The sequence below is a fragment of the Pleomorphomonas sp. NRK KF1 genome (assembly GCF_023721755.1).
Taxonomy (GTDB): domain Bacteria; phylum Pseudomonadota; class Alphaproteobacteria; order Rhizobiales; family Pleomorphomonadaceae; genus Pleomorphomonas.
The window spans coordinates 161,870-179,086 of record NZ_JAMDLH010000007.1; the positions used below are offsets into that span (position 1 = coordinate 161,870).

Sequence of the window (17,217 nt, forward strand, 5' to 3'; positions counted from 1 at the left end):
CCTCCGAAAAAGCGATGCGGAAACAATAGATGATGACGGTTGGTCTTCCGGCCCTTCTAGCGGAAAGCGCGATATGAAGAGTTTTCTCGGACGTGTCTCCCGTCGCAGGCCGGCGTCGCGCCGGTCCCTGCCGAGCCTGATATCCGTCGGCCTCGTCGTCTTGCCCGTGCTGGCGGGATGCGCTTCCAGAGACGCCAACGGCAAGTTCTTCGACTATGCCTCGCCTCCGGCACAAGCGGCGGAGGCGAGATCATCGAAATCGAAAGAGACGACGGAAGCGCCCAAGCCTCGTTCGGCGGCCGCTTTGCTCGGAACCTATCGGACGGGGGCCGGCTATGAGGTGCAGCCGGACGTGGCGAGCGACGGGCGGTACAACATCTATGCTTTCGCAACGAAGGCAGGTTCCTATACGGTCACCGGCGACGGTCTTGCCCGCAAACATCTGCAGGAACTGCTCGCGCTCGATGCTCTCGAAAAGCGATCACCCGCAGGTGAGTTCATCCAGGGCGTCGGAGGCGCCGTGGCCAGTCCGGTTGTCGCTGTCTATCACACGGTAACCGATCCGATCGGCGCCACGAAGGCCGGCTACTCCAACATCACGCGAAAGGTCCATTCGGTCCGGCGCGGCGTGTCCGGCGCTGGCGAGTTCATCACCACCCTCGGCCATCCGGAGAAAAAGCGGCCGGATCGGGAAGATGACAGCCTGCTCCAGAGTTTCGTCGGCATAGCGAAGACAAAACGCCGTCTCGCGGCGCAGTTGAAGGTCGATCCTTACACGCACTATCTGCCGCTGGCCGGTGAACTCGACAAGGTTGCCTCCTACTCAGCGGTCGGCGGCTTCGGTATCGACAAGGCCATCGGCTTTGTTCCCGGCGTCGGTGGCGCAATCATGTCCGGTCTCGGGACGCTGGATTCCGTGACGGAGCGAACACTCGACATGGACCCGGGCGAAAGTGCCGCCGTCAACCGGAATCGTCTGACGGCTCTCCATGTTCCGGAAGCGACGATCAAACGGTTCTTGCTGAACGACAAGCTGACGCCGACGGAGAAAACACAGGCCGTTGGCTATCTGGTCGGCCTCTCGGGCACGCCAGGGCTTGCCGATCTGGCAGGCTTCATCGCCGACGGTGACACCCGGATTGGCGCTTTCGCGGCGTTGCAGACGCTCGCCTATCTGGCCTTTCGTCCGTCCGATCTCAACCGCATCGATGGCATGCAGATCGTTGGCGGCGTGCCGATGCTAGAGGTGGCTGGCGGCAGGGTTGCGCTGTTCACCGCCGACGAACTTGCCTGGACGGCGCCCAATGCCGGTTTGCTCTCCGAGGTGGAAGCCATGCTGGCTGGCAGCGGCGGAAAAGGCGGACGGAAGGAGATCCGCATCTCCGGGGAGGCCTCGGTCTTGGCAGTGCGGCAACTGCAGAGCCACGGCTGGATCGTGAAGACCAACGCGTTCGCCACCGTGCTGTGACCGCCAACGAGCGGCTGCCCTTCGTCATTTGACGGGCGATTGCGCCCATGTCAGGCAAGCGGGGCGCTACTGCACTCAAAGGTTGGCTTTGAGTGCATTTCTTTGTGAATTATACAAGTTTTAATAACTGTTCCGGCGTAGGCTCAATCTTCGGCTTGCTTTGCCGCATCCGAGAGCCAGGATTTTTCCAGAGGACCGCCCGATTCAGGGGAGCGTATTATGGGAACCAGTCACACCACGCATCCGGAAGTGCAAACTGACCCCCTTGCCCGAGTTGAGCCGGCGCGAACCAACACCAAGGTCGAGGCGCGCGAGTACGAGGCGGAAATCACTGCGCTCAAAGCGCAGATTTCGAACTACCGAATGGCGTTCGGCAACATTTCGCAGGGCGTTTGCCTGTTTGACGGCTCTCGCAAACTCGTCTTCTGCAACGACCGCTATGCCGAGCTCTATCGCCTGAGGCCCGAGCAGGTGCGTCCGGGAACGTCTCTTCAAGACATCATTGAAGCCCGGTGCGCCGTTGGAACGTCGCCCGTGTCGGCGGAGGAGTATCTGCGTCTGGGGGAGGAGATCAACGCCTCAGGTCCCCCGACGTCGAGGCTCACGGAACTCCCCGACGGCCGGCTCATCTATATCTCGAACCAAGGCATGCCGGGCGGCGGTTGGGTGTCGACGCATGAGGACGTGACCGAGATCACGACCGCGCGGGCCCTGGCATCCGAGCGCATCTCCCTGCAGCTCCTGATCGACCTGGTTCCCGACTATTTGTGGGTCAAGGATGCCGAGGGGCGCTTCGTCGTCGTGAACCGGGCTCTCGCAGTCGATACGCATTACGCCCGCACCAGCGACATGATCGGCACGAGCGACGCGCAGCTCCACGCTCCCGAGATCGCCCAGGAGTTCAGGGCCATCGAAGTCGAGATCATGCGCAGCGGCATTCCCATGGTCGATCGGGAAGAACTCGTCACCGACGCGGCCGGCGCCCAGAAATGGATATCCTCCACCAAGGTTCCGCTTCGCAACGACCGGAACGAGGTGATCGGCCTGGTCGGGATCGCCCGCGACATCACCTCCCGGAGACTTGCCTCGGCCTTGCAGGCAGGACAGATCAAGATCCTGGAACAGATCGTCGCCGATGCGCCTCTGGAAGATGTGCTCGATCAGGTGGTTCTCCTGACCGAGTCCCAGAGCACCGGGTTGTTCTGTTCCCTGCTGCTGCTCGATGCCGACGGCGTCACCTTGCGGCGCGGCGCGGCGCCCAGCGTGTCCGAGCCGTTTCTGGGGGCTGCAAAGGGGATCCGCGTGGGCCCGTACAACGCATCCTGCGGGGCGGCCGCCCATCGACGCGAGATGGTGGTCGTGTCCGACATCCTGAGCGATCCCCTGTGGAACGACTATCGGCTGGTGGCAAGCGCTCACGGCTTCCGCTCCTGCTGGTCCACGCCGATCATTTCGCGCAAGGGCGATGTCCTCGGCACGTTCGCCATGTATTCGAGGACAGTGCGGGAGCCGGTCAAGGCCGAATATCAGCTGATCGAGTTCGCCGCGCGCCTTGCCGAGATCGCGATCGAGAGAACCCGGACGACCGCCGCTTGAGGAAGCCGCTGCCTGGTAGCAAAGGATCCGGGGCGGCCATGTCGCCCCGCTCCCAGGGCCGCTCGTGCTCCGCTATCCCGTAACCGGTGGACGTCTCCCAGGCTCTATCTGTACAAACCATGAACGCACGGCTAGCGTGCCGCCATGACTACCGTCACGCGAATCATCGGCATCGATCCCGGGCTCAGGCGCACCGGCTGGGGCGTCATCGACAGCCTCGGCAACTCGGTGCGTTTTGTCGCCTCAGGGGCGGTCACCTCGGATGGCGACATGGATCTCGCCTCGCGGCTTGTCCAGATCCACGACGGGCTCGACGCGGTGCTGCATCAGTTCCAGCCGGACGAGGCGGCCATCGAGCAGACCTTCGTCAACAAGGACGCCGGTGCGACGCTGAAGCTGGGGCAGGCGCGCGGCGTGGCGCTTCTGGTGCCGGCCCGGCGCGGCCTGCCGATTGGCGAGTACGCGCCCAACGCGGTGAAGAAGGCGATCGTCGGCGCCGGGCACGCGGAAAAGGGGCAGATCCGAGTCATGGTCAAGGTCTTGATGCCGAAGGCGACCTTCGATAGCGACGACGCCGCCGACGCGCTGGCCATCGCGTTGACGCATGCCCATCACCGGGGTTCGGTGGTGGGGCGGCTCGCCAAGCTGGCGGCCGGGTGAGTGGAGGGCAGGGCAGCATGATCGGCAAGCTCAAGGGCGTGGTGGACAGCTTCGGCGACGACTGGATGATCCTCGACGTGCACGGCGTCGGCTACCAGGTCTACTGCTCGTCGCGGACCTTGCAGCGCCTGCCCAAGGCCGGCGAAGCGGCGACGCTGGCCATCGAGACCATGGTCCGCGAGGACATGATCCGCCTCTACGGCTTTTCCAACGACATCGAGCGCGAGTGGTTTCGCCTGTTGATGACGGTGCAGGGCGTCGGCGCCAAGGTGGCGCTCGCCGTGCTGTCGGTGCTCGATCCGGGCCAGCTCGCCACGGCCATCGCCATGCGCGACCTCACGGCCATCTCGCGGGCGCCCGGCGTCGGCAAGCGCGTGGCCGAACGCATCGCTACCGAGCTCAAGGACAAGGCGCCGGCCTTCGCCGACGCCGATCCGTCGGTGATCCGCGTCGCCGCCGACGTCGCCGAAGCGCGCGTCTCCGGTCCGGTGGCCGAGGCGGTGTCGGCGCTGGTCAATCTCGGCTATGCCCAGTTGCAGGCCGCCGCCGCCGTTCAGGCCGCGGCCAAGTCGATCGGCAGCGAGGCGACCACCACCCAGCTGATCCGCCAGGGCCTCAAGGAACTGGCGCGCTGATACACGCGGCGACGGCCGCGACCCAACGAGAGACAACCAAGACAACAAGGGGGGCAACATGGCCGACGAGATCGTCAAAGCGGGCAATGTCGCGGTGATCACCGGCGCGGCGCGCGGCATCGGACGGGCGGCGGCGCTGCGCCTCGCCCAGAAGGGCATGAAGCTGGTGCTGGCCGACGTGGTGGGCGGAGAGCTGGCCGCCACGGCCTCGGCGGCCAAGGCGGCCGGCAGTCCGGAGGCGATCGCCGTGCCCACCGACGTCGGCGACCGCATCGCGGTCGAGGCGCTGGCCAACGCGGCCTTCGAGCGCTTCGGCGACGTCGACCTCCTGATGAACAACGCCGCCATCGGCGAGGGCGGTGGCGTGCTCGAGAATCCCGACAACTGGCGGAAGCTGATGGATGTCAACTTCTGGGGCGTCGTCAACGGCACCCAGGCCTTCGTGCCGCGCATGATCGAGGCCGGCAGGCCTGGCTACGTCATCAACACAGGCTCCAAGCAGGGCATCACCACGCCGCCGGGCAACGCCGCCTACAATACCTCGAAGGCGGCGGTGAAGGTGGTGACCGAGCAGCTGGCCCACGAGTTGCGCGGCCGCGACAGCCGGCTCTCCGCCCACCTCCTGATTCCCGGCTGGACGTTTACCGGCCTGACGGCGTCCGATCCCTCGGCCGAAAAGCCTGACGGCGCCTGGCATGCGGTGGAGGTCATCGACTTCATGCTGGCTTCGCTCGCCAAGGGCGACTTCTACATCCTCTGCCCCGACAACGAGACGCCGCGCCGTCTCGACGAGAAGCGCATGGCCTGGGCGATCGGCGACGTCATCTACAACCGCCCGGCGCTGTCGCGCTGGCACCCGGACTTCAAGGACGCCTTCGCCCGCTACATCGAGGAATAACCGGGGAGAATTGACCGGGTAGGGTGGGGAAACCGGCAGGGAGGGATTGGCGGCCATCCCCGATGCCCATGGTCGGTCATGGACGATCCGGAGTCCGAGTGAATCGCCGTGAACCTGCATGGACTCGGCTGAATCTGTCTATTTGCGGAAAACGGGGCGGCCCGCCTTCGCCGCATTGTCATGATTGCGTCATCGCAGCGTCATCTCCTCCCCATTGACTGCGATCCTCTACAACAATGGGGGATCCCGATGACATCTCGTCTGCTTGCTGGCCTGTTGGCCACTACCGTGCTCGTTGCCTGTCCGGCGGTCGCCGCGCCCGTGTTCAACCGTGTCGCGACCTTTGAGACGACGCAGAACCTGCCGGAGGACGAGCGGGGCAATCCGAGCGTTTCCGAGATCATCAGCGCCACCGAGGACGGCATGACGCTGGTCTATACCGATAGCCCCGGCAAGCGGCTCGGTCTCGTCGACATCGCCGATCCCAAGGCCCCGAAGCCGGCCGGCGTGGTGGCGCTGGAAGGTGAGCCGACCTCGGTGAAGGTGGTGGGCGGCAAGGCCTTCGTCGGCGTCGTCACCTCTGAGAGCAAGACGAACCCGTCCGGCCATCTCGCCATCGTCGATATCGCCAGCAAGGCGGTCGAGGCGAAGTGCGACCTCGGCGGCCAGCCCGATTCGGTCGCCGTGTCACCCGACAAGGCCTATCTCGCCATCGCCATCGAGAACGAGCGTGACGAGGATCTCAACGAAGGCAAGCTGCCGCAGATGCCGGCCGGCTTCCTGGCGGTTCTCGCCGTGAAGGGCGGCGTTGCCGACTGCGCCAGCCTGCAGCGGGTCGACCTCACGGGCATCACCGAAGTGGCGCCGGAGGATCCGGAACCGGAGTTCGTGGCGATCAACGGCAAGAATGAAGCCGTTCTGACGCTGCAGGAGAACAACCACATCGCCATCATCGACCTCGCCACGGCGAAGGTGGCGCGGCACTTCTCGGCCGGCGCGGTGGATCTCGACAAGATCGACACCAAGAAGGACGGCAAGATTGAGCTGACGGGCAAGATCGAGGGCGCGCTGCGTGAGCCCGATGGCGTGGTCTGGCTCGACGACGACCGTTTCGTCACCGCCAACGAAGGTGATTACGAAGGCGGTTCGCGCGGCTTCACCATCTGGAACGCCGACGGATCGGTCGCCTGGGAATCGGGCGCCAGCCTCGAACACGAGGTGGTGTCGCTCGGTCACTATCCGGACAAGCGCAACAAGAAGGGCATCGAGATCGAGGGCGTCGAGGCTGGTACCTACGGCGGCGACCGTCTGATCTTCGCGGCTTCGGAGCGCGCCTCAGTCGTCGGCGTCTACAAGGACACCGGCGCGGCGCCAGAGCTTTTGCAGGTGCTGCCGTCCGGTATCGGTCCCGAGGGTGTGCTGGCCATCCCGTCGCGCAACCTCTTGGTCACCGCCAACGAGACCGATCTCGTCGAGGACGGCGGCGTCCGCGCCCACGTGATGATTTACGAGCGCGCCGAAGGCGTCGCGCAATATCCGACCATTCGCTCGGCTTCGGCCGGTGCCGACACCATTCCGTTCGGCGCCCTGTCGGGCCTCGCCGCCGACCGGACCACGGCGGCCAAGCTCTACGCCGTCACCGACAGCTTCTACTCGGCCGCGCCGCGCATCCTCACAATCGATGCCGGCAAGTCGCCTGCGGAGATCGTCGCCGCCACGCCGGTGACCCGCAACGGCGCCGCCGCCGAAGGTCTCGACCTTGAGGGTATCGCCACCCGCGACGACGGCGGCTTCTGGCTTGCCTCCGAGGGTAATCCGAAGAAGGATGTGAAGAACCTGCTCCTCAAGGTTGCCGCCGACGGCGCCATCCTTGAGGAGATCGAGCTGCCGGCGGACCTCGTCAAGGGCGCCACCAACTACGGCTTCGAGGGCGTGACGACGGTCGGTTCGGGTGCCGACGAGGTGGTCTGGCTGGCCGTCCAGCGCGCATGGGCCGACGATGCCAAGGGTGAGACCAAGCTCCTCGCCTACACGCCGGCCAGCAAGAGCTGGGGCGCGGTGCGCTATCCGCTCGACAAGGCGGCCGATGGCGCCTGGATCGGCTTGTCGGAGATCACGGCGGCGGGCGACAAGTTCGTGCTGATCGAACGCGACAACCAGATCGGTGGCAAGGCAGCGCTCAAGGCGCTCACCATCGTCGACGCGGCGGCCATGAAGCCTGCGGCGCTCGGCGGCGACCTGCCGCTCGTGACCAAGACCGTCGCCCGTGATCTCATCCCCGATCTCAAGGCGTTCAACGGCTATGTGGTCGACAAGGCCGAGGGCTTCGCCATCGACGCGGCCGGCGACGCCTATGTCGTCACCGACAACGACGGTGTCGACGATTCCTCGGGCGAGACGCTGTTCCTGAAGCTCGGCAAGGACTGGGCGGCGAATTGATCCGGATAGGTCGCACGGAGTGAGACATGCCGGCGGCGGCCTCGGGAGAACCCGGGGCCGCCGCAGCATTTGATACCGTTTCCGTCGGGTTTCGACCTTTCGGCCGGAACCTGACGGAAGCGGTATCATGGCGGATCATGGCCGGCAGTGACTCCCGGTGAATCGCGATGAACCCGCATGGACTTCAGCGAGTCCTCAGGATGGGGAAATCGGCTGGGCCGGCGCGCTGTCAGTCAGTTGGCAACCTTTTGGCCGTCCGTCGCCAGCACCTCGACATCGGCGTTTTCGCCCGAGACGACGCTGACCACGCGCTGGAACTGACCGTCCTCATGGTTGGCGATGACGGTGTAGTCGCCTTCGGCCAGGACGAAGGAGGGGAAGGCGCCGACGCCGGTGGTGACGAGGTCGCCGGCCTGGGTCAGGATCGACCAGCGGGTGTCGGCGATGGCTTCGCCGCCCTCCGTGCTCACCAGCTTCAGAGTGACCTTGGCGGCCTTCTCGGTCAGCGTGATGTCCGAGAGTTTGCCCGCCTTGACGTCGATATCGGCGGTGGTGCGGGCGTTGGCATCGCCATAGTTGGCGACGACGTTGTAGACTTGGGCCGGCAGGCGCACGATCTGGCCCGGGGCGACGTCGAGCGCGACCGCCTTCGGCTCGCCGTGCGCGTCGAGCTCCTGGGAGAAAATGTCGAAGCTGAGATCGCTGCTATCGAGCGGCGGCCGGTCCTTGCCCGTCACTGCGGCGAGGCGCACGCCACCGGCGTTGAGAATCACCGACTCCGCTTTCAGGCCGGTTCCGACCACGACGTGCTCGGTGGTGCCGGCGTAGCCGAAGCCGCAATAGACGAAATAGCCACCCGGTTTCAGAACGAAGTCGGCCGAACCGCCGCGCCGTTCGGCCACCAGCTCACGGCTGCCGTTTGGCCCCTGCGCCTCGGCGAACACCCGCCAGACGACGCCGGCGCCAAGCGGCGGACCGTCGGGGGTGAGACGCGCCGTCATCGACAGCGTTCCCGTTTCGCGAGGAGCGACGGTGGAGAGAGGTCTCGTCTCGATGGTGGGTTCGGTGCTGGGCGCGTAGGGCGTCGCCGCCTCAGGAAGCGCCGGCGCCGAGCCGTCGCTCGGCGGTGGCATGAGCTGCAACGGGCCCGATCCCGGCTGCATGAAGCCGGGCATCGGCGCATCGCCCGGTCCACCGGGTGACGCCAACCCACCGGGCGGCGGTGGGGTCTGGGCCAGGGCCGGCGTCGCAACCACGGTCGCCAGCGCAACGGCCATGACGATCCATCCGTCGCGGGCAACGTTCCACCATGCCATGCGTCGCAGTCTCGCTACAGCCAAGCTCTTCATGGCGTCAGTCTTGGCCGATCATCGTGTTGATTTCAAGTCCGGCTCGGGGTGCGGGCACCACCATCGACGCTGCCCTGATGCTCTTGCAATCATAGGGTTCAACCCGAGTGGCTTCCGATCTAGGTATTTCCATGAGGGTCGAACGGGGATATGTCGTTTCGGCGATCCCATTCTCCTCGGAGCCCTCCGTTCATGAACGCCACGCTCGACCTGTTGCTCACCCGCCGTTCCGTTCCGGCCCAGATGCTCGCCGCGCCCGGTCCGAGCTCCGATGAGCTGCGAACGCTCCTGACCATCGCCTCGCGGGTGCCCGACCACGGCAAGCTCGCGCCGTGGCGTTTCATCGTCTTCGAGGGTGAGGCGCGTGTCGAGGCCGGGCGACGGCTGAGCGAGATCGTCGTGGAGCGCCGCCCGGAAATCTCCGAGGCGCGGCTCGATGAAGAGCGTCGTCGCTTCTCCATGGCGCCGTTGGTGATCGCAGTCGTCGGCCGGGCGGCCGAGCATGCCAAGATTCCGGTCATCGAACAGATCTATTCGGCCGGTGCCGTCTGCCTCAACCTGGAGATCGCCGCTCACGCCATGGGCTATGCCGCCTGCTGGCTGACCGACTGGCCGGCCTATGACGCAGAGGCGCGGGCCGCGCTCGGGCTGGCCGAAGGCGAGACCCTGGTCGGCTTCATCCACATCGGCACACCGACCATTACGCCGACCGACCGACCGCGTCCGGCGCTGGAAGATATCGTCAGCCGCTTTGGAGATTGAGGCGGGCCCCAGCACCTTCGGCGCCGCAGGCCACAAAAAAAACGCCGCGGGGATGTCCCGCGGCGCTCGTTCAACTCAAGAAGGCCGAAGTCACACGCGAGCGGCACCGGCGAGGGCCGAGAAGCGCGGCGCCGGCTGCGCGGTCGCGGCGGTGGCCGGAACGTAGAGGCCGCGCCGGTCGGGGGCCGGCTTGAAGGCGTCGGTGAGGCCGACCACCGTCTCGGCGGCGCCCAGCACCAGGTAGCCGTCCGGCGCCATGGTCTTGGCGATGCGGCCGAGAATGTCGACCTTGGTGGCCTGATCGAAGTAGATCAGCACGTTGCGGCAGAAGACGATGTCGAACTGTCCGAAGCTGGCGAAGCTGTCGAGCAGGTTGAACTTCTTCCACTGCACCATGGAGCGGAGCTGCGGCGAGATGGTCCAGCTTTCGCCCTGCTGGGTGAAGTATTTCAGCAGCAGTTGGATGGGCAGGCCGCGCTGCACCTCGAACTGGGTGTAGGTACCGGCCTTGGCGCGATCCAGCACCTCGTTGGAGATGTCGGTGCCGAGGATCTCGATCCGCCAGCCGGCGAGCTTGCTCTCCATCTCCTTGAGGCACATGGCGAGCGTGTAGGGCTCCTGGCCGGTGGAGGCGGCGGCGCACCAGATGCGGATCTTCTTTTGCGAGGCGCGGGCCTTCAGAAGCTCCGGCATCATCATCTGCGTGAAGTGTTCGAAGGGCGTCTTGTCGCGGTAGAAGAAGCTCTCGTTGGTGGTCATCGCCTCGACGACGGCCTCGGCGAGCGCCGTTTCGCGCGGTTCCTTCAGCTTGGCGACCAGCGCGGCGATCGACTGCAGGCCGGCCTTGCGGGCCACCGGCAGAAGACGGCTTTCGATGAGATACTGCTTCTCGTTCGACAGGACGAGGCCGGAACGGCTCTTCAGGAACTGACGCAGGTAGTCGTATTCCGCCGGACTCATGGACGGCCTCCGAGCAGGATCTTGGACACCTTCCGGCCGATTTCGTTGAGCGGCAGAACGTCCGAGCACATTCCGGTATGGGCGGCGGCGCCGGGCATGCCCCAGACCACCGACGTTTCCTCGTCCTGGGCGATGGCGCTTCCGCCGATTTCGCCGATCTTGCGCACGCCTTCGGCGCCGTCGGAGCCCATGCCGGTCAGCACGACGGCCAGCGTCGCGGTCCCGTAGATTTCGGCCACCGACTTGAACAGCGGGTCGACGGCCGGCTTGCAGAAGTTGACCGGCGGCGCGTCGGAAAGCTTGACGACGACGTCGTTGCCGTTCTTGACCAGCAGCATGTGCTTGCCGCCGGGCGCCACGTAGATGTGCCCGGGCTGGATCACCTCGCCGTCGCGGCCTTCGCTGGCCGGACGGCCGGCCGCCTTGGTGATGTGTTCGGCCAGGATGGCGGTGAACGTCGGCGGCATGTGCTGGGTGATCACCACCGGAACCATGCCGATGGACGAGCCGATTTCGCCGAACAGCGTGTTGAGCGCCTGCGGACCGCCGGTGGACGAGCCGATGGCGAGGATGCGCGGGCGCACCGAGGAATAGGATCGGATGGTGAAGCTGGCGGGGCGCGAGGCGCGCAGCGCGCTCGGCGGGACGGGCGCGTTGGACTGCATCGCGCCGGTCAGCGACCGGGCCATCGGCCGCCCGCCAAGAGTCTGGCCGGGCAGGCCGCGCTTCCTGGCCCGCTGGCCAAGGTTGATCACCTTCTCGATGAGCTCGCGGCGGAACTCGGCCGACGTCGTGACGCCGGAGTTGGATTCGGGCTTGGGAACGTAGTCGGCGGCGCCGAGCGACAGAGCCTTGAGCGAGATCTCGGCATTGCGGCGGGTCAGCGTCGAGGCGACGACGACGACGAGGTTCTTCTTCTTCTCGATGAGAAGGGGCAGGGCGGTGAGCCCGTCCATGTCGGGCATCTCGATGTCGAGGATCACGACGTCGGGGTTGGACCGCAGGACGTCGTCCACCGCGAGGCGTCCGTTGCGATGGCTCGCGACCACGGCGAGGTTCGGCTCTTCGTCGAGCCAGCGGCCGACCAGACCGCGAATGACAACGGAGTCGTCGACGACCATCACGCGGATGGGGTCGGTTACGGTTCCGGAAGATGAAGGCGCGCGCGCGATGGCCGACATTAAATCGGTCTCCAATTTCGCATCGATCTGTGAACCGTCAGAGAAGCCCGACTTCCTGGAACTTGGCTTCGACAATTTCCCGATCAAAGGGCTTCATGATGTATTCGTTGGCGCCGGCGCGGATGGCCCGGGCGATGTGGCCGACGTCGTTTTCCGTCGTGCAGAACACCACCTTCGGCGTATCGCCGCCATCCAGCTTGCGCAACTGGGCGAGGAACTCCAGGCCGTCCATGACGGGCATGTTCCAGTCGAGCAGGATGGCGTCCGGCATCGTCTCCTGACACTTCTCAAGGGCCTGCTGGCCATCCTCGGCCTCGAGAATGGTGAAGGACAGGTCTTCGAGAATGCGCCGGGCCACCTTGCGGATGACGCTCGAGTCGTCGACCACGAGACAGGTCTTCATTGTTTCGCTCCTCACGGCGGTGAAGCCGGCTTTCTTGCGTCGTGACGTCAGGCGGCCATGTCGCCCTGCATGCGGCCGAGCACGCGCTCGACATCCAGGATGACCATCAGCTGACCCGACAGGCGATGGACCCCGCCAGAGATTTCGGCCCAGCGACCATCGAGGTTGGCCGGGTTGGCCTCGCGGCCGGCGGCGTCGAGGTTGAGCACTTCGCCGACCTCGTCGATGATGAGGCCGTAGGACTCGCCGCGATACTCGATGCCGACGGCCATGATGCCGTGGTTGCCTTCGCGCTGCGGCAGGCCGAGGCGGCGGCGCATGTTGATCGCCGTCACGATGCGGCCGCGCAGGTTCAGCACGCCGGCGACTTCCGGCGCCGACAGCGGCACGCGCGTCATGCTCTCGGGCACGAAGACGTCATGCACCTTGTGGATGGGCAGGCCGAACAGCTGGCCGCCGATGAACACGGTCACATACTGGATCTGGCCGGAGTGGCTGTCGTTGGCGGCAGCGCCCGGGGTGTGGCTGGTGGCGGTCATGCTGCAATCCCATAGTCAGCGCTGGTGATTTCCTTGAGGGCGGCGATCAGGCCCGGACGGTCGAACTTGGCGACATATTCGTCGAAGCCGGACTGGCGGCCGCGCTCGATCGAGGCTGGCGTGCAGAGAGCCGACAGGGCGATGATCGGCGTGTTCTTGAAGCGGGCGTCGCGACGCAGCATCTCGGCGAACTCGAAGCCGTTGACCACCGGCATCTCGATGTCGGAGACGATGACGTCGAAGGCGGCGCCCTCGCCCAGGAGGCGCATGGCCTCGGTGGCCGACGAGCAGACCGTCACGTCGAAGCCGGCCGCCTTCATCACCGGGCCCAGCATGTTGCGGAAGAAGGCGCTGTCGTCGAGGAACAGGAGCTTGCGCGTCAGCGCGGCCGACGAGATTTCCTTGCGCTTGAACCAGTCCTCGAAGGCCAGCGGCAGGTAGTGGCCGATGTCGAGGATCTCGGTGGCCTTGCCCTTGATCACCGCCGAACCGAGCACGCCCGGCACGTCGGAACCGACCTGGATGTTGAGCGACTCCTCGACGATGTCGACGATCTCATCGACGACGAGGCCCATCGAGCGGCCGGCGTCGGAGAACACCAGCATCGGCTGGGTGCCTTCCTCGCGGCGGCGCACGTCGTAGTTCGGGTAGACCAGCGGCATCAGAGAGCCGCGGTACTGCACGAGGTCGCGGCCGTTGGAATGCTCGATCTTCTCGATCTCGAACTCCTCGAGGCGGGTGACCAGCGACAGCGGCACTGCCTTCGGCTCGGGCGAACCGGCGCGGAACAGCAGCATGGAGATCTTGGCGTCGTTGTCGACACCGCGCGCGGCGTCGGCATCGGCGTGGTTGTCGAGCGCGTCGGTGGCGACGGCCGTGCCGATGGCGCTGGCGACACCGTTGGGATCGACGATCATGATCACCGAGCCGTCACCGAGGATGGTGTTGCCCGAGAACATGGTGATGTGACGCAGCATCTTCGACATCGGCTTGACGACGATTTCCTCCGTGTGGAAGACGCCGTCGACCACCAGGCCGAAGGTGACGTTGCCGACCTGCATGACGACGATGAAGCCTTCGTCCTCGCTCTTCTCGGCCGACACGTCGACCTTGAGGAGGCCGGCCAGCGGCACCAGCGGCAGCAGCTTGTTGCGCAGGCGGAGGACCGGAGTGTCCTTGATGCGCTCGATGCGGTGCTCGGAGTTGTTCTGCACTCGCACCAGCTCGACCACGGAGAGCTGCGGGATGGCGAAGCGGTCGCCGCAGCTTTCGACGATCAGCGTCGAGACGATGGCCAGCGTCAGCGGGATCTTGATGGTGAAGGTGGTGCCCTTGCCCTGCGTCGACTTGAGGTCGACGGTGCCGCCGATGGTCTCGATGTTGGTGCGGACGACGTCCATGCCGACGCCGCGTCCGGACACCGACGTCACCTTGGCGGCGGTCGAGAAGCCGGGGGCGAAGATGTACTTGTAGATCTGGCTTTCGCTCATCTTCTCGAGTTCGGCTTCGCCGGCGAGGCCGTTCTCGACGATCTTCTGCTTGATGCGGTCGAGGTTGAGACCGCGGCCGTCGTCGGCGATCTCGATGATGATGTGGCCACCCTCATGGTAGGCGGCGAGGCGGATGGTGCCCTTCTCGGTCTTGCCGTTCTTGCGCCGGTCCTCGGGACGCTCGAGGCCATGGTCGGCAGAGTTGCGGACCATGTGGGTGAGCGGGTCCTTGATCAGCTCCAGCACCTGACGGTCGAGTTCGGTGTCGGCGCCGACCATCTCGAGCTCGATCTGCTTGCCGAGCTCCTGGGCGAGGTCGCGTACGATGCGCGGCAGCTTCTGCCAGGCGTTGCCGATCGGCTGCATGCGCGTCTTCATGACGCCTTCCTGCAGCTCGGCGGTGACGTTGGAAAGGCGCTGCAGCGGCACCTTGAATTCGCTGTCCTCGTGACGACGGACGATTTCCAGGAGCTGGTTGCGGGTCAGCACCAGCTCGGAGACCATGGTCATCAGGTGTTCGAGCGTCTCGACGTTGACGCGGATCGACTGGCTGGAGACCGAGCCCTTCTCGCTCTTGGCTTCGGCCTCGGCCTCGCCTTCCTCGGCGGACTTGGCCTTGCCCTGCTTGTCGTCCGGATTGGCCTGCTTCATGCGCGCCTCGATCTCGGCGGCGACGCGGGCGAAGTCGATGCCGGCGGGGGCAGGGGCGGCCGCTTCCTCGGCGGCGGGTTCGTCGGCGGCGACCTCCACTTCGACGGCCGTCTCGCGGAAGGCGCGCTCAAGCTCGTCGAGCGACACTTCGCCGGGGCGAAGCTCGCGCTCCAGCACTTGGGCCACCAGCGTGCCGGCGGTCTCCTTCTTGTCCTTCTTGGGCGGCTCCTTGCGGGGCGCGGCCTCGGCCATCGACATGGCCTCAAGCTGCGAGATCAGGTCGCGGTCTTCGCCCTTGGGCTCTTCGCCTTCGGCAGCTTCGAGCTCGGCCAGGATGCCCTTGATGCGGTCGATGGTCTGCAAGACGAGGCTCACGGCCTCTTCCGTGACGGCGGCGCCCTCGCGGAACTTGCCCATCAGCGTCTCGGCGGCGTGCGCCAGCGCCTCGAGGCGCGGCAGACCGAGGAACCCGCAGGTTCCCTTGATCGTGTGAACGAGACGGAAAATGTTGTCGAGAATGCGGGCGTTGTTCGGCTCCTGCTCGAACTTCACCAGTTCCACGTCCACGGTATCGAGCGACTCGTTTGTCTCGGTGAGAAATTCACGCAAAAGGTCGTCCATACTTCACCCCCAGGGAAGGCCGAACCGGAGGCGCCGCATCCTTCTGGGGCGCTCGCTCTACCAGCCGCTTTGGGAGGAAGTGTCCCGTCAAACTGTTAATATTGATTGAAGTGTCGGCTTCAAACGTGCGTTTGCGGCGCACATGTCGACGAGGGTCGACGCGCGCCACATGGCATGATCATCAGGAGGATGCCGGGACTATCAGTAATTGTGGAGGCGCTTAACGCTTTATTCAGTTTGCTCGACCGGAAGGGCGGTCTCGATCGCCTTCGCCTCGAAGATCACGGTGTCGCCGTCCTTGGAGATGTCGATGGCGAGGCCGGCCTCGCGGGCGAGTGCGCCGGCGTAGTAGGGCTGAATGGCGTGGGCGTCGACATGGTCGCCGAGATCGCCGGCCAGGAGCTCGGCGACGCGGGGCGGAATGCGCGAGGCGGAGCCGGTGGCCTCGATGCGTTGGGTCGGGAAGGGTAGGTCGCCTTCGACACGCACCACCACCCGGCCGCCGCGGGGAACCGCCTGCAGCGAGATCAGCAGCAGGTTCAGAAGCAGCTTGACCTGGTTCTTCGGCAACAGGCGGCGGGTCGCCTGCCAGTCGATGTCGGCCTTCTCGCTTTCCATGTAGCGCTTGGCCACGGTTTCGGCGTCGCCGAGGTCGACTTCGGCGCCGACAGAGCCGGCGGCGCCGAAGGCGAGGCGGGCGAACTGCAGCTTGGAGGAGGCGGTGCGGGCGCTCTTGCGGATGAGGTCGAAGGCGAAGGCCTTCATTTCCTCGTTGTTTTCCTCGTCGAGAACCTCGAGGCCGTTGGTGATCGCGCCGACCGGCGAGATGATGTCATGGCAGACGCGCGAGCAGAGCAGGGCGGCAAAATCCAGGGCTTCCAGCTTGGCCAGGTCGGACATGGGCGGTTCCATTGGGTTCAGGGCCGACGACGGGCATGGCCCACCGACGAATCGGGCGATTGTTTGGGCTCATGGATAACGCCCGCTGCCGGTGCTCACAAGCATCGGAAGCCGGCAGACAGCGCAAAGATCGATGACATGTTGGTCAGGGCGCCCGGTTTGTGGCGGCGGCATGCACCGGCGCGCGGGGAAACCTGACGATTTCAGTAGGCCAGCACCCTCAGCACCTCGGGCCAGCGGGCCGCCGCGGCGGCGATCATCGCGTCGGGGTTGGCGCGGAAGGTCTGTCGTTCGTCCTCTGAGGCGAAGAGGTAGAGGCGGCTGCGGTGGATGGCGAACAGCGTCGGATTGCCGGGCTGGGCGACGCCGCGCGCCACGGCCGCCAGCGCGTAGCCGCCGAAGCCGGGGATGTAGGCCGCCGGGGCGGCGCGGAAGGCGGCGGCGTTGGCTTCGCTGGCGAAATGCCAGTAGGTATCGCCATAGACGACTTCGTAATCGGGAAGGCCCTGGATGGCCGCGTCGCTGACGAAAAAGGCCACCGGGTCGTAGCCACCGAGCGACAAACCGGTGTAGGGATCGAACACTATCCTTTCGTCCAGTGCGTTTACCGGCTGGCAGGGGATGAGGAGAAACAGCGACAAGACAATGGCGCGGGCGATAAAACT

Annotated in this window: 15 protein-coding genes; 7 read left to right on the forward strand and 8 right to left on the reverse strand. The window is 65.7% G+C overall.

Annotation, left to right across the window (positions count from 1 at the left end; genetic code table 11):
- Window positions 1-73: 73 nt before the first annotated feature.
- The 6 genes from M4J39_RS17535 to M4J39_RS17560 all read left to right on the forward strand — a co-directional run bounded on the left by M4J39_RS17535 (window position 74) and on the right by M4J39_RS17560 (window position 7,696).
- Window positions 74-1,468, forward strand: a complete 1,395-nt coding sequence (locus M4J39_RS17535) for a hypothetical protein (RefSeq protein ID WP_251729706.1) — start codon at window positions 74-76, stop codon at window positions 1,466-1,468.
- A 219-nt stretch (window positions 1,469-1,687) separates the two neighbouring features.
- Window positions 1,688-3,064: a PAS-domain containing protein gene (locus M4J39_RS17540; protein ID WP_251729707.1), complete on the forward strand. Its 1,377-nt coding sequence runs from the start codon at window positions 1,688-1,690 to the stop codon at window positions 3,062-3,064.
- Between the two features lie 144 nt (window positions 3,065-3,208).
- Window positions 3,209-3,724, forward strand: a complete 516-nt coding sequence (ruvC, locus tag M4J39_RS17545) for a crossover junction endodeoxyribonuclease RuvC (RefSeq protein WP_251729708.1) — start codon at window positions 3,209-3,211, stop codon at window positions 3,722-3,724.
- A gap of 17 nt (window positions 3,725-3,741) precedes the next feature.
- Window positions 3,742-4,359: a Holliday junction branch migration protein RuvA gene (ruvA, locus tag M4J39_RS17550; RefSeq protein ID WP_251729709.1), complete on the forward strand. Its 618-nt coding sequence runs from the start codon at window positions 3,742-3,744 to the stop codon at window positions 4,357-4,359.
- Window positions 4,360-4,417: 58 nt separating this feature from the next.
- Window positions 4,418-5,257 (forward strand): SDR family NAD(P)-dependent oxidoreductase, encoded by an 840-nt coding sequence (locus M4J39_RS17555; RefSeq protein WP_251729710.1) that lies wholly within the window; start codon window positions 4,418-4,420, stop codon window positions 5,255-5,257.
- A 249-nt stretch (window positions 5,258-5,506) separates the two neighbouring features.
- Complete coding sequence (locus M4J39_RS17560; RefSeq protein ID WP_251729711.1) at window positions 5,507-7,696, forward strand: esterase-like activity of phytase family protein; 2,190 nt, start codon at window positions 5,507-5,509, stop codon at window positions 7,694-7,696.
- A 233-nt stretch (window positions 7,697-7,929) separates the two neighbouring features.
- Here the strand turns inward: M4J39_RS17560 and M4J39_RS17565 are convergent, their stop codons facing one another.
- Window positions 7,930-9,012: a hypothetical protein gene (locus M4J39_RS17565; protein WP_251729712.1), complete on the reverse strand. Its 1,083-nt coding sequence runs from the start codon at window positions 9,010-9,012 to the stop codon at window positions 7,930-7,932.
- A 225-nt stretch (window positions 9,013-9,237) separates the two neighbouring features.
- Between M4J39_RS17565 and M4J39_RS17570 the strand changes: the two genes are divergently transcribed.
- The gene (locus M4J39_RS17570; protein ID WP_251729713.1) at window positions 9,238-9,807 is read left to right on the forward strand and encodes a nitroreductase; all 570 of its coding nucleotides are present in this window, start codon (window positions 9,238-9,240) and stop codon (window positions 9,805-9,807) included.
- Window positions 9,808-9,897: 90 nt separating this feature from the next.
- Here the strand turns inward: M4J39_RS17570 and M4J39_RS17575 are convergent, their stop codons facing one another.
- From M4J39_RS17575 to M4J39_RS17605, 7 genes are all read right to left on the reverse strand, one after another.
- On the reverse strand, window positions 9,898-10,767 hold the full coding sequence (locus M4J39_RS17575) for a protein-glutamate O-methyltransferase CheR (RefSeq protein ID WP_251729714.1): 870 nt from the start codon (window positions 10,765-10,767) through the stop codon (window positions 9,898-9,900).
- The gene (locus M4J39_RS17580) at window positions 10,764-11,948 is read right to left on the reverse strand and encodes a chemotaxis response regulator protein-glutamate methylesterase (RefSeq protein ID WP_251729715.1); all 1,185 of its coding nucleotides are present in this window, start codon (window positions 11,946-11,948) and stop codon (window positions 10,764-10,766) included. The genes M4J39_RS17575 and M4J39_RS17580 overlap by 4 nt, the downstream gene beginning before the upstream one ends.
- A gap of 37 nt (window positions 11,949-11,985) precedes the next feature.
- Window positions 11,986-12,351 (reverse strand): PleD family two-component system response regulator, encoded by a 366-nt coding sequence (locus tag M4J39_RS17585; protein WP_101290277.1) that lies wholly within the window; start codon window positions 12,349-12,351, stop codon window positions 11,986-11,988.
- Between the two features lie 47 nt (window positions 12,352-12,398).
- Window positions 12,399-12,890 carry a chemotaxis protein CheW gene (locus tag M4J39_RS17590; protein ID WP_101290278.1) on the reverse strand — a complete coding sequence of 164 codons (492 nt, stop codon included), beginning with the start codon at window positions 12,888-12,890 and terminating at the stop codon, window positions 12,399-12,401.
- Window positions 12,887-15,652, reverse strand: coding sequence for a chemotaxis protein CheW (locus M4J39_RS17595; RefSeq protein ID WP_251729716.1), 2,766 nt, complete (start codon window positions 15,650-15,652; stop codon window positions 12,887-12,889). Before M4J39_RS17595 ends, M4J39_RS17590 begins: the two co-directional genes overlap by 4 nt.
- 228 nt (window positions 15,653-15,880) lie before the next feature.
- The gene (gene chpT / locus M4J39_RS17600) at window positions 15,881-16,552 is read right to left on the reverse strand and encodes a histidine phosphotransferase ChpT (protein ID WP_251729717.1); all 672 of its coding nucleotides are present in this window, start codon (window positions 16,550-16,552) and stop codon (window positions 15,881-15,883) included.
- A 203-nt stretch (window positions 16,553-16,755) separates the two neighbouring features.
- Window positions 16,756-17,136, reverse strand: coding sequence for a YHS domain-containing (seleno)protein (locus M4J39_RS17605; RefSeq protein WP_251729718.1), 381 nt, complete (start codon window positions 17,134-17,136; stop codon window positions 16,756-16,758).
- Window positions 17,137-17,217 lie beyond the last annotated feature (81 nt).

Bases quoted from the DNA above. Each gene is read 5' to 3' on its own strand.
- M4J39_RS17535 (WP_251729706.1), top strand. From the start codon at position 74: ATGAAGAGTTTTCTCGGACGTGTCTCCCGTCGCAGGCCGGCGTCGCGC.
- M4J39_RS17540 (WP_251729707.1), top strand. From the start codon at position 1,688: ATGGGAACCAGTCACACCACGCATCCGGAAGTGCAAACTGACCCCCTT.
- ruvC (WP_251729708.1), top strand. From the start codon at position 3,209: ATGACTACCGTCACGCGAATCATCGGCATCGATCCCGGGCTCAGGCGC.
- ruvA (WP_251729709.1), top strand. From the start codon at position 3,742: ATGATCGGCAAGCTCAAGGGCGTGGTGGACAGCTTCGGCGACGACTGG.
- M4J39_RS17555 (WP_251729710.1), top strand. From the start codon at position 4,418: ATGGCCGACGAGATCGTCAAAGCGGGCAATGTCGCGGTGATCACCGGC.
- M4J39_RS17560 (WP_251729711.1), top strand. From the start codon at position 5,507: ATGACATCTCGTCTGCTTGCTGGCCTGTTGGCCACTACCGTGCTCGTT.
- M4J39_RS17565 (WP_251729712.1), bottom strand. From the start codon at position 9,012: ATGGCATGGTGGAACGTTGCCCGCGACGGATGGATCGTCATGGCCGTT.
- M4J39_RS17570 (WP_251729713.1), top strand. From the start codon at position 9,238: ATGAACGCCACGCTCGACCTGTTGCTCACCCGCCGTTCCGTTCCGGCC.
- M4J39_RS17575 (WP_251729714.1), bottom strand. From the start codon at position 10,767: ATGAGTCCGGCGGAATACGACTACCTGCGTCAGTTCCTGAAGAGCCGT.
- M4J39_RS17580 (WP_251729715.1), bottom strand. From the start codon at position 11,948: ATGTCGGCCATCGCGCGCGCGCCTTCATCTTCCGGAACCGTAACCGAC.
- M4J39_RS17585 (WP_101290277.1), bottom strand. From the start codon at position 12,351: ATGAAGACCTGTCTCGTGGTCGACGACTCGAGCGTCATCCGCAAGGTG.
- M4J39_RS17590 (WP_101290278.1), bottom strand. From the start codon at position 12,890: ATGACCGCCACCAGCCACACCCCGGGCGCTGCCGCCAACGACAGCCAC.
- M4J39_RS17595 (WP_251729716.1), bottom strand. From the start codon at position 15,652: ATGGACGACCTTTTGCGTGAATTTCTCACCGAGACAAACGAGTCGCTC.
- chpT (WP_251729717.1), bottom strand. From the start codon at position 16,552: ATGTCCGACCTGGCCAAGCTGGAAGCCCTGGATTTTGCCGCCCTGCTC.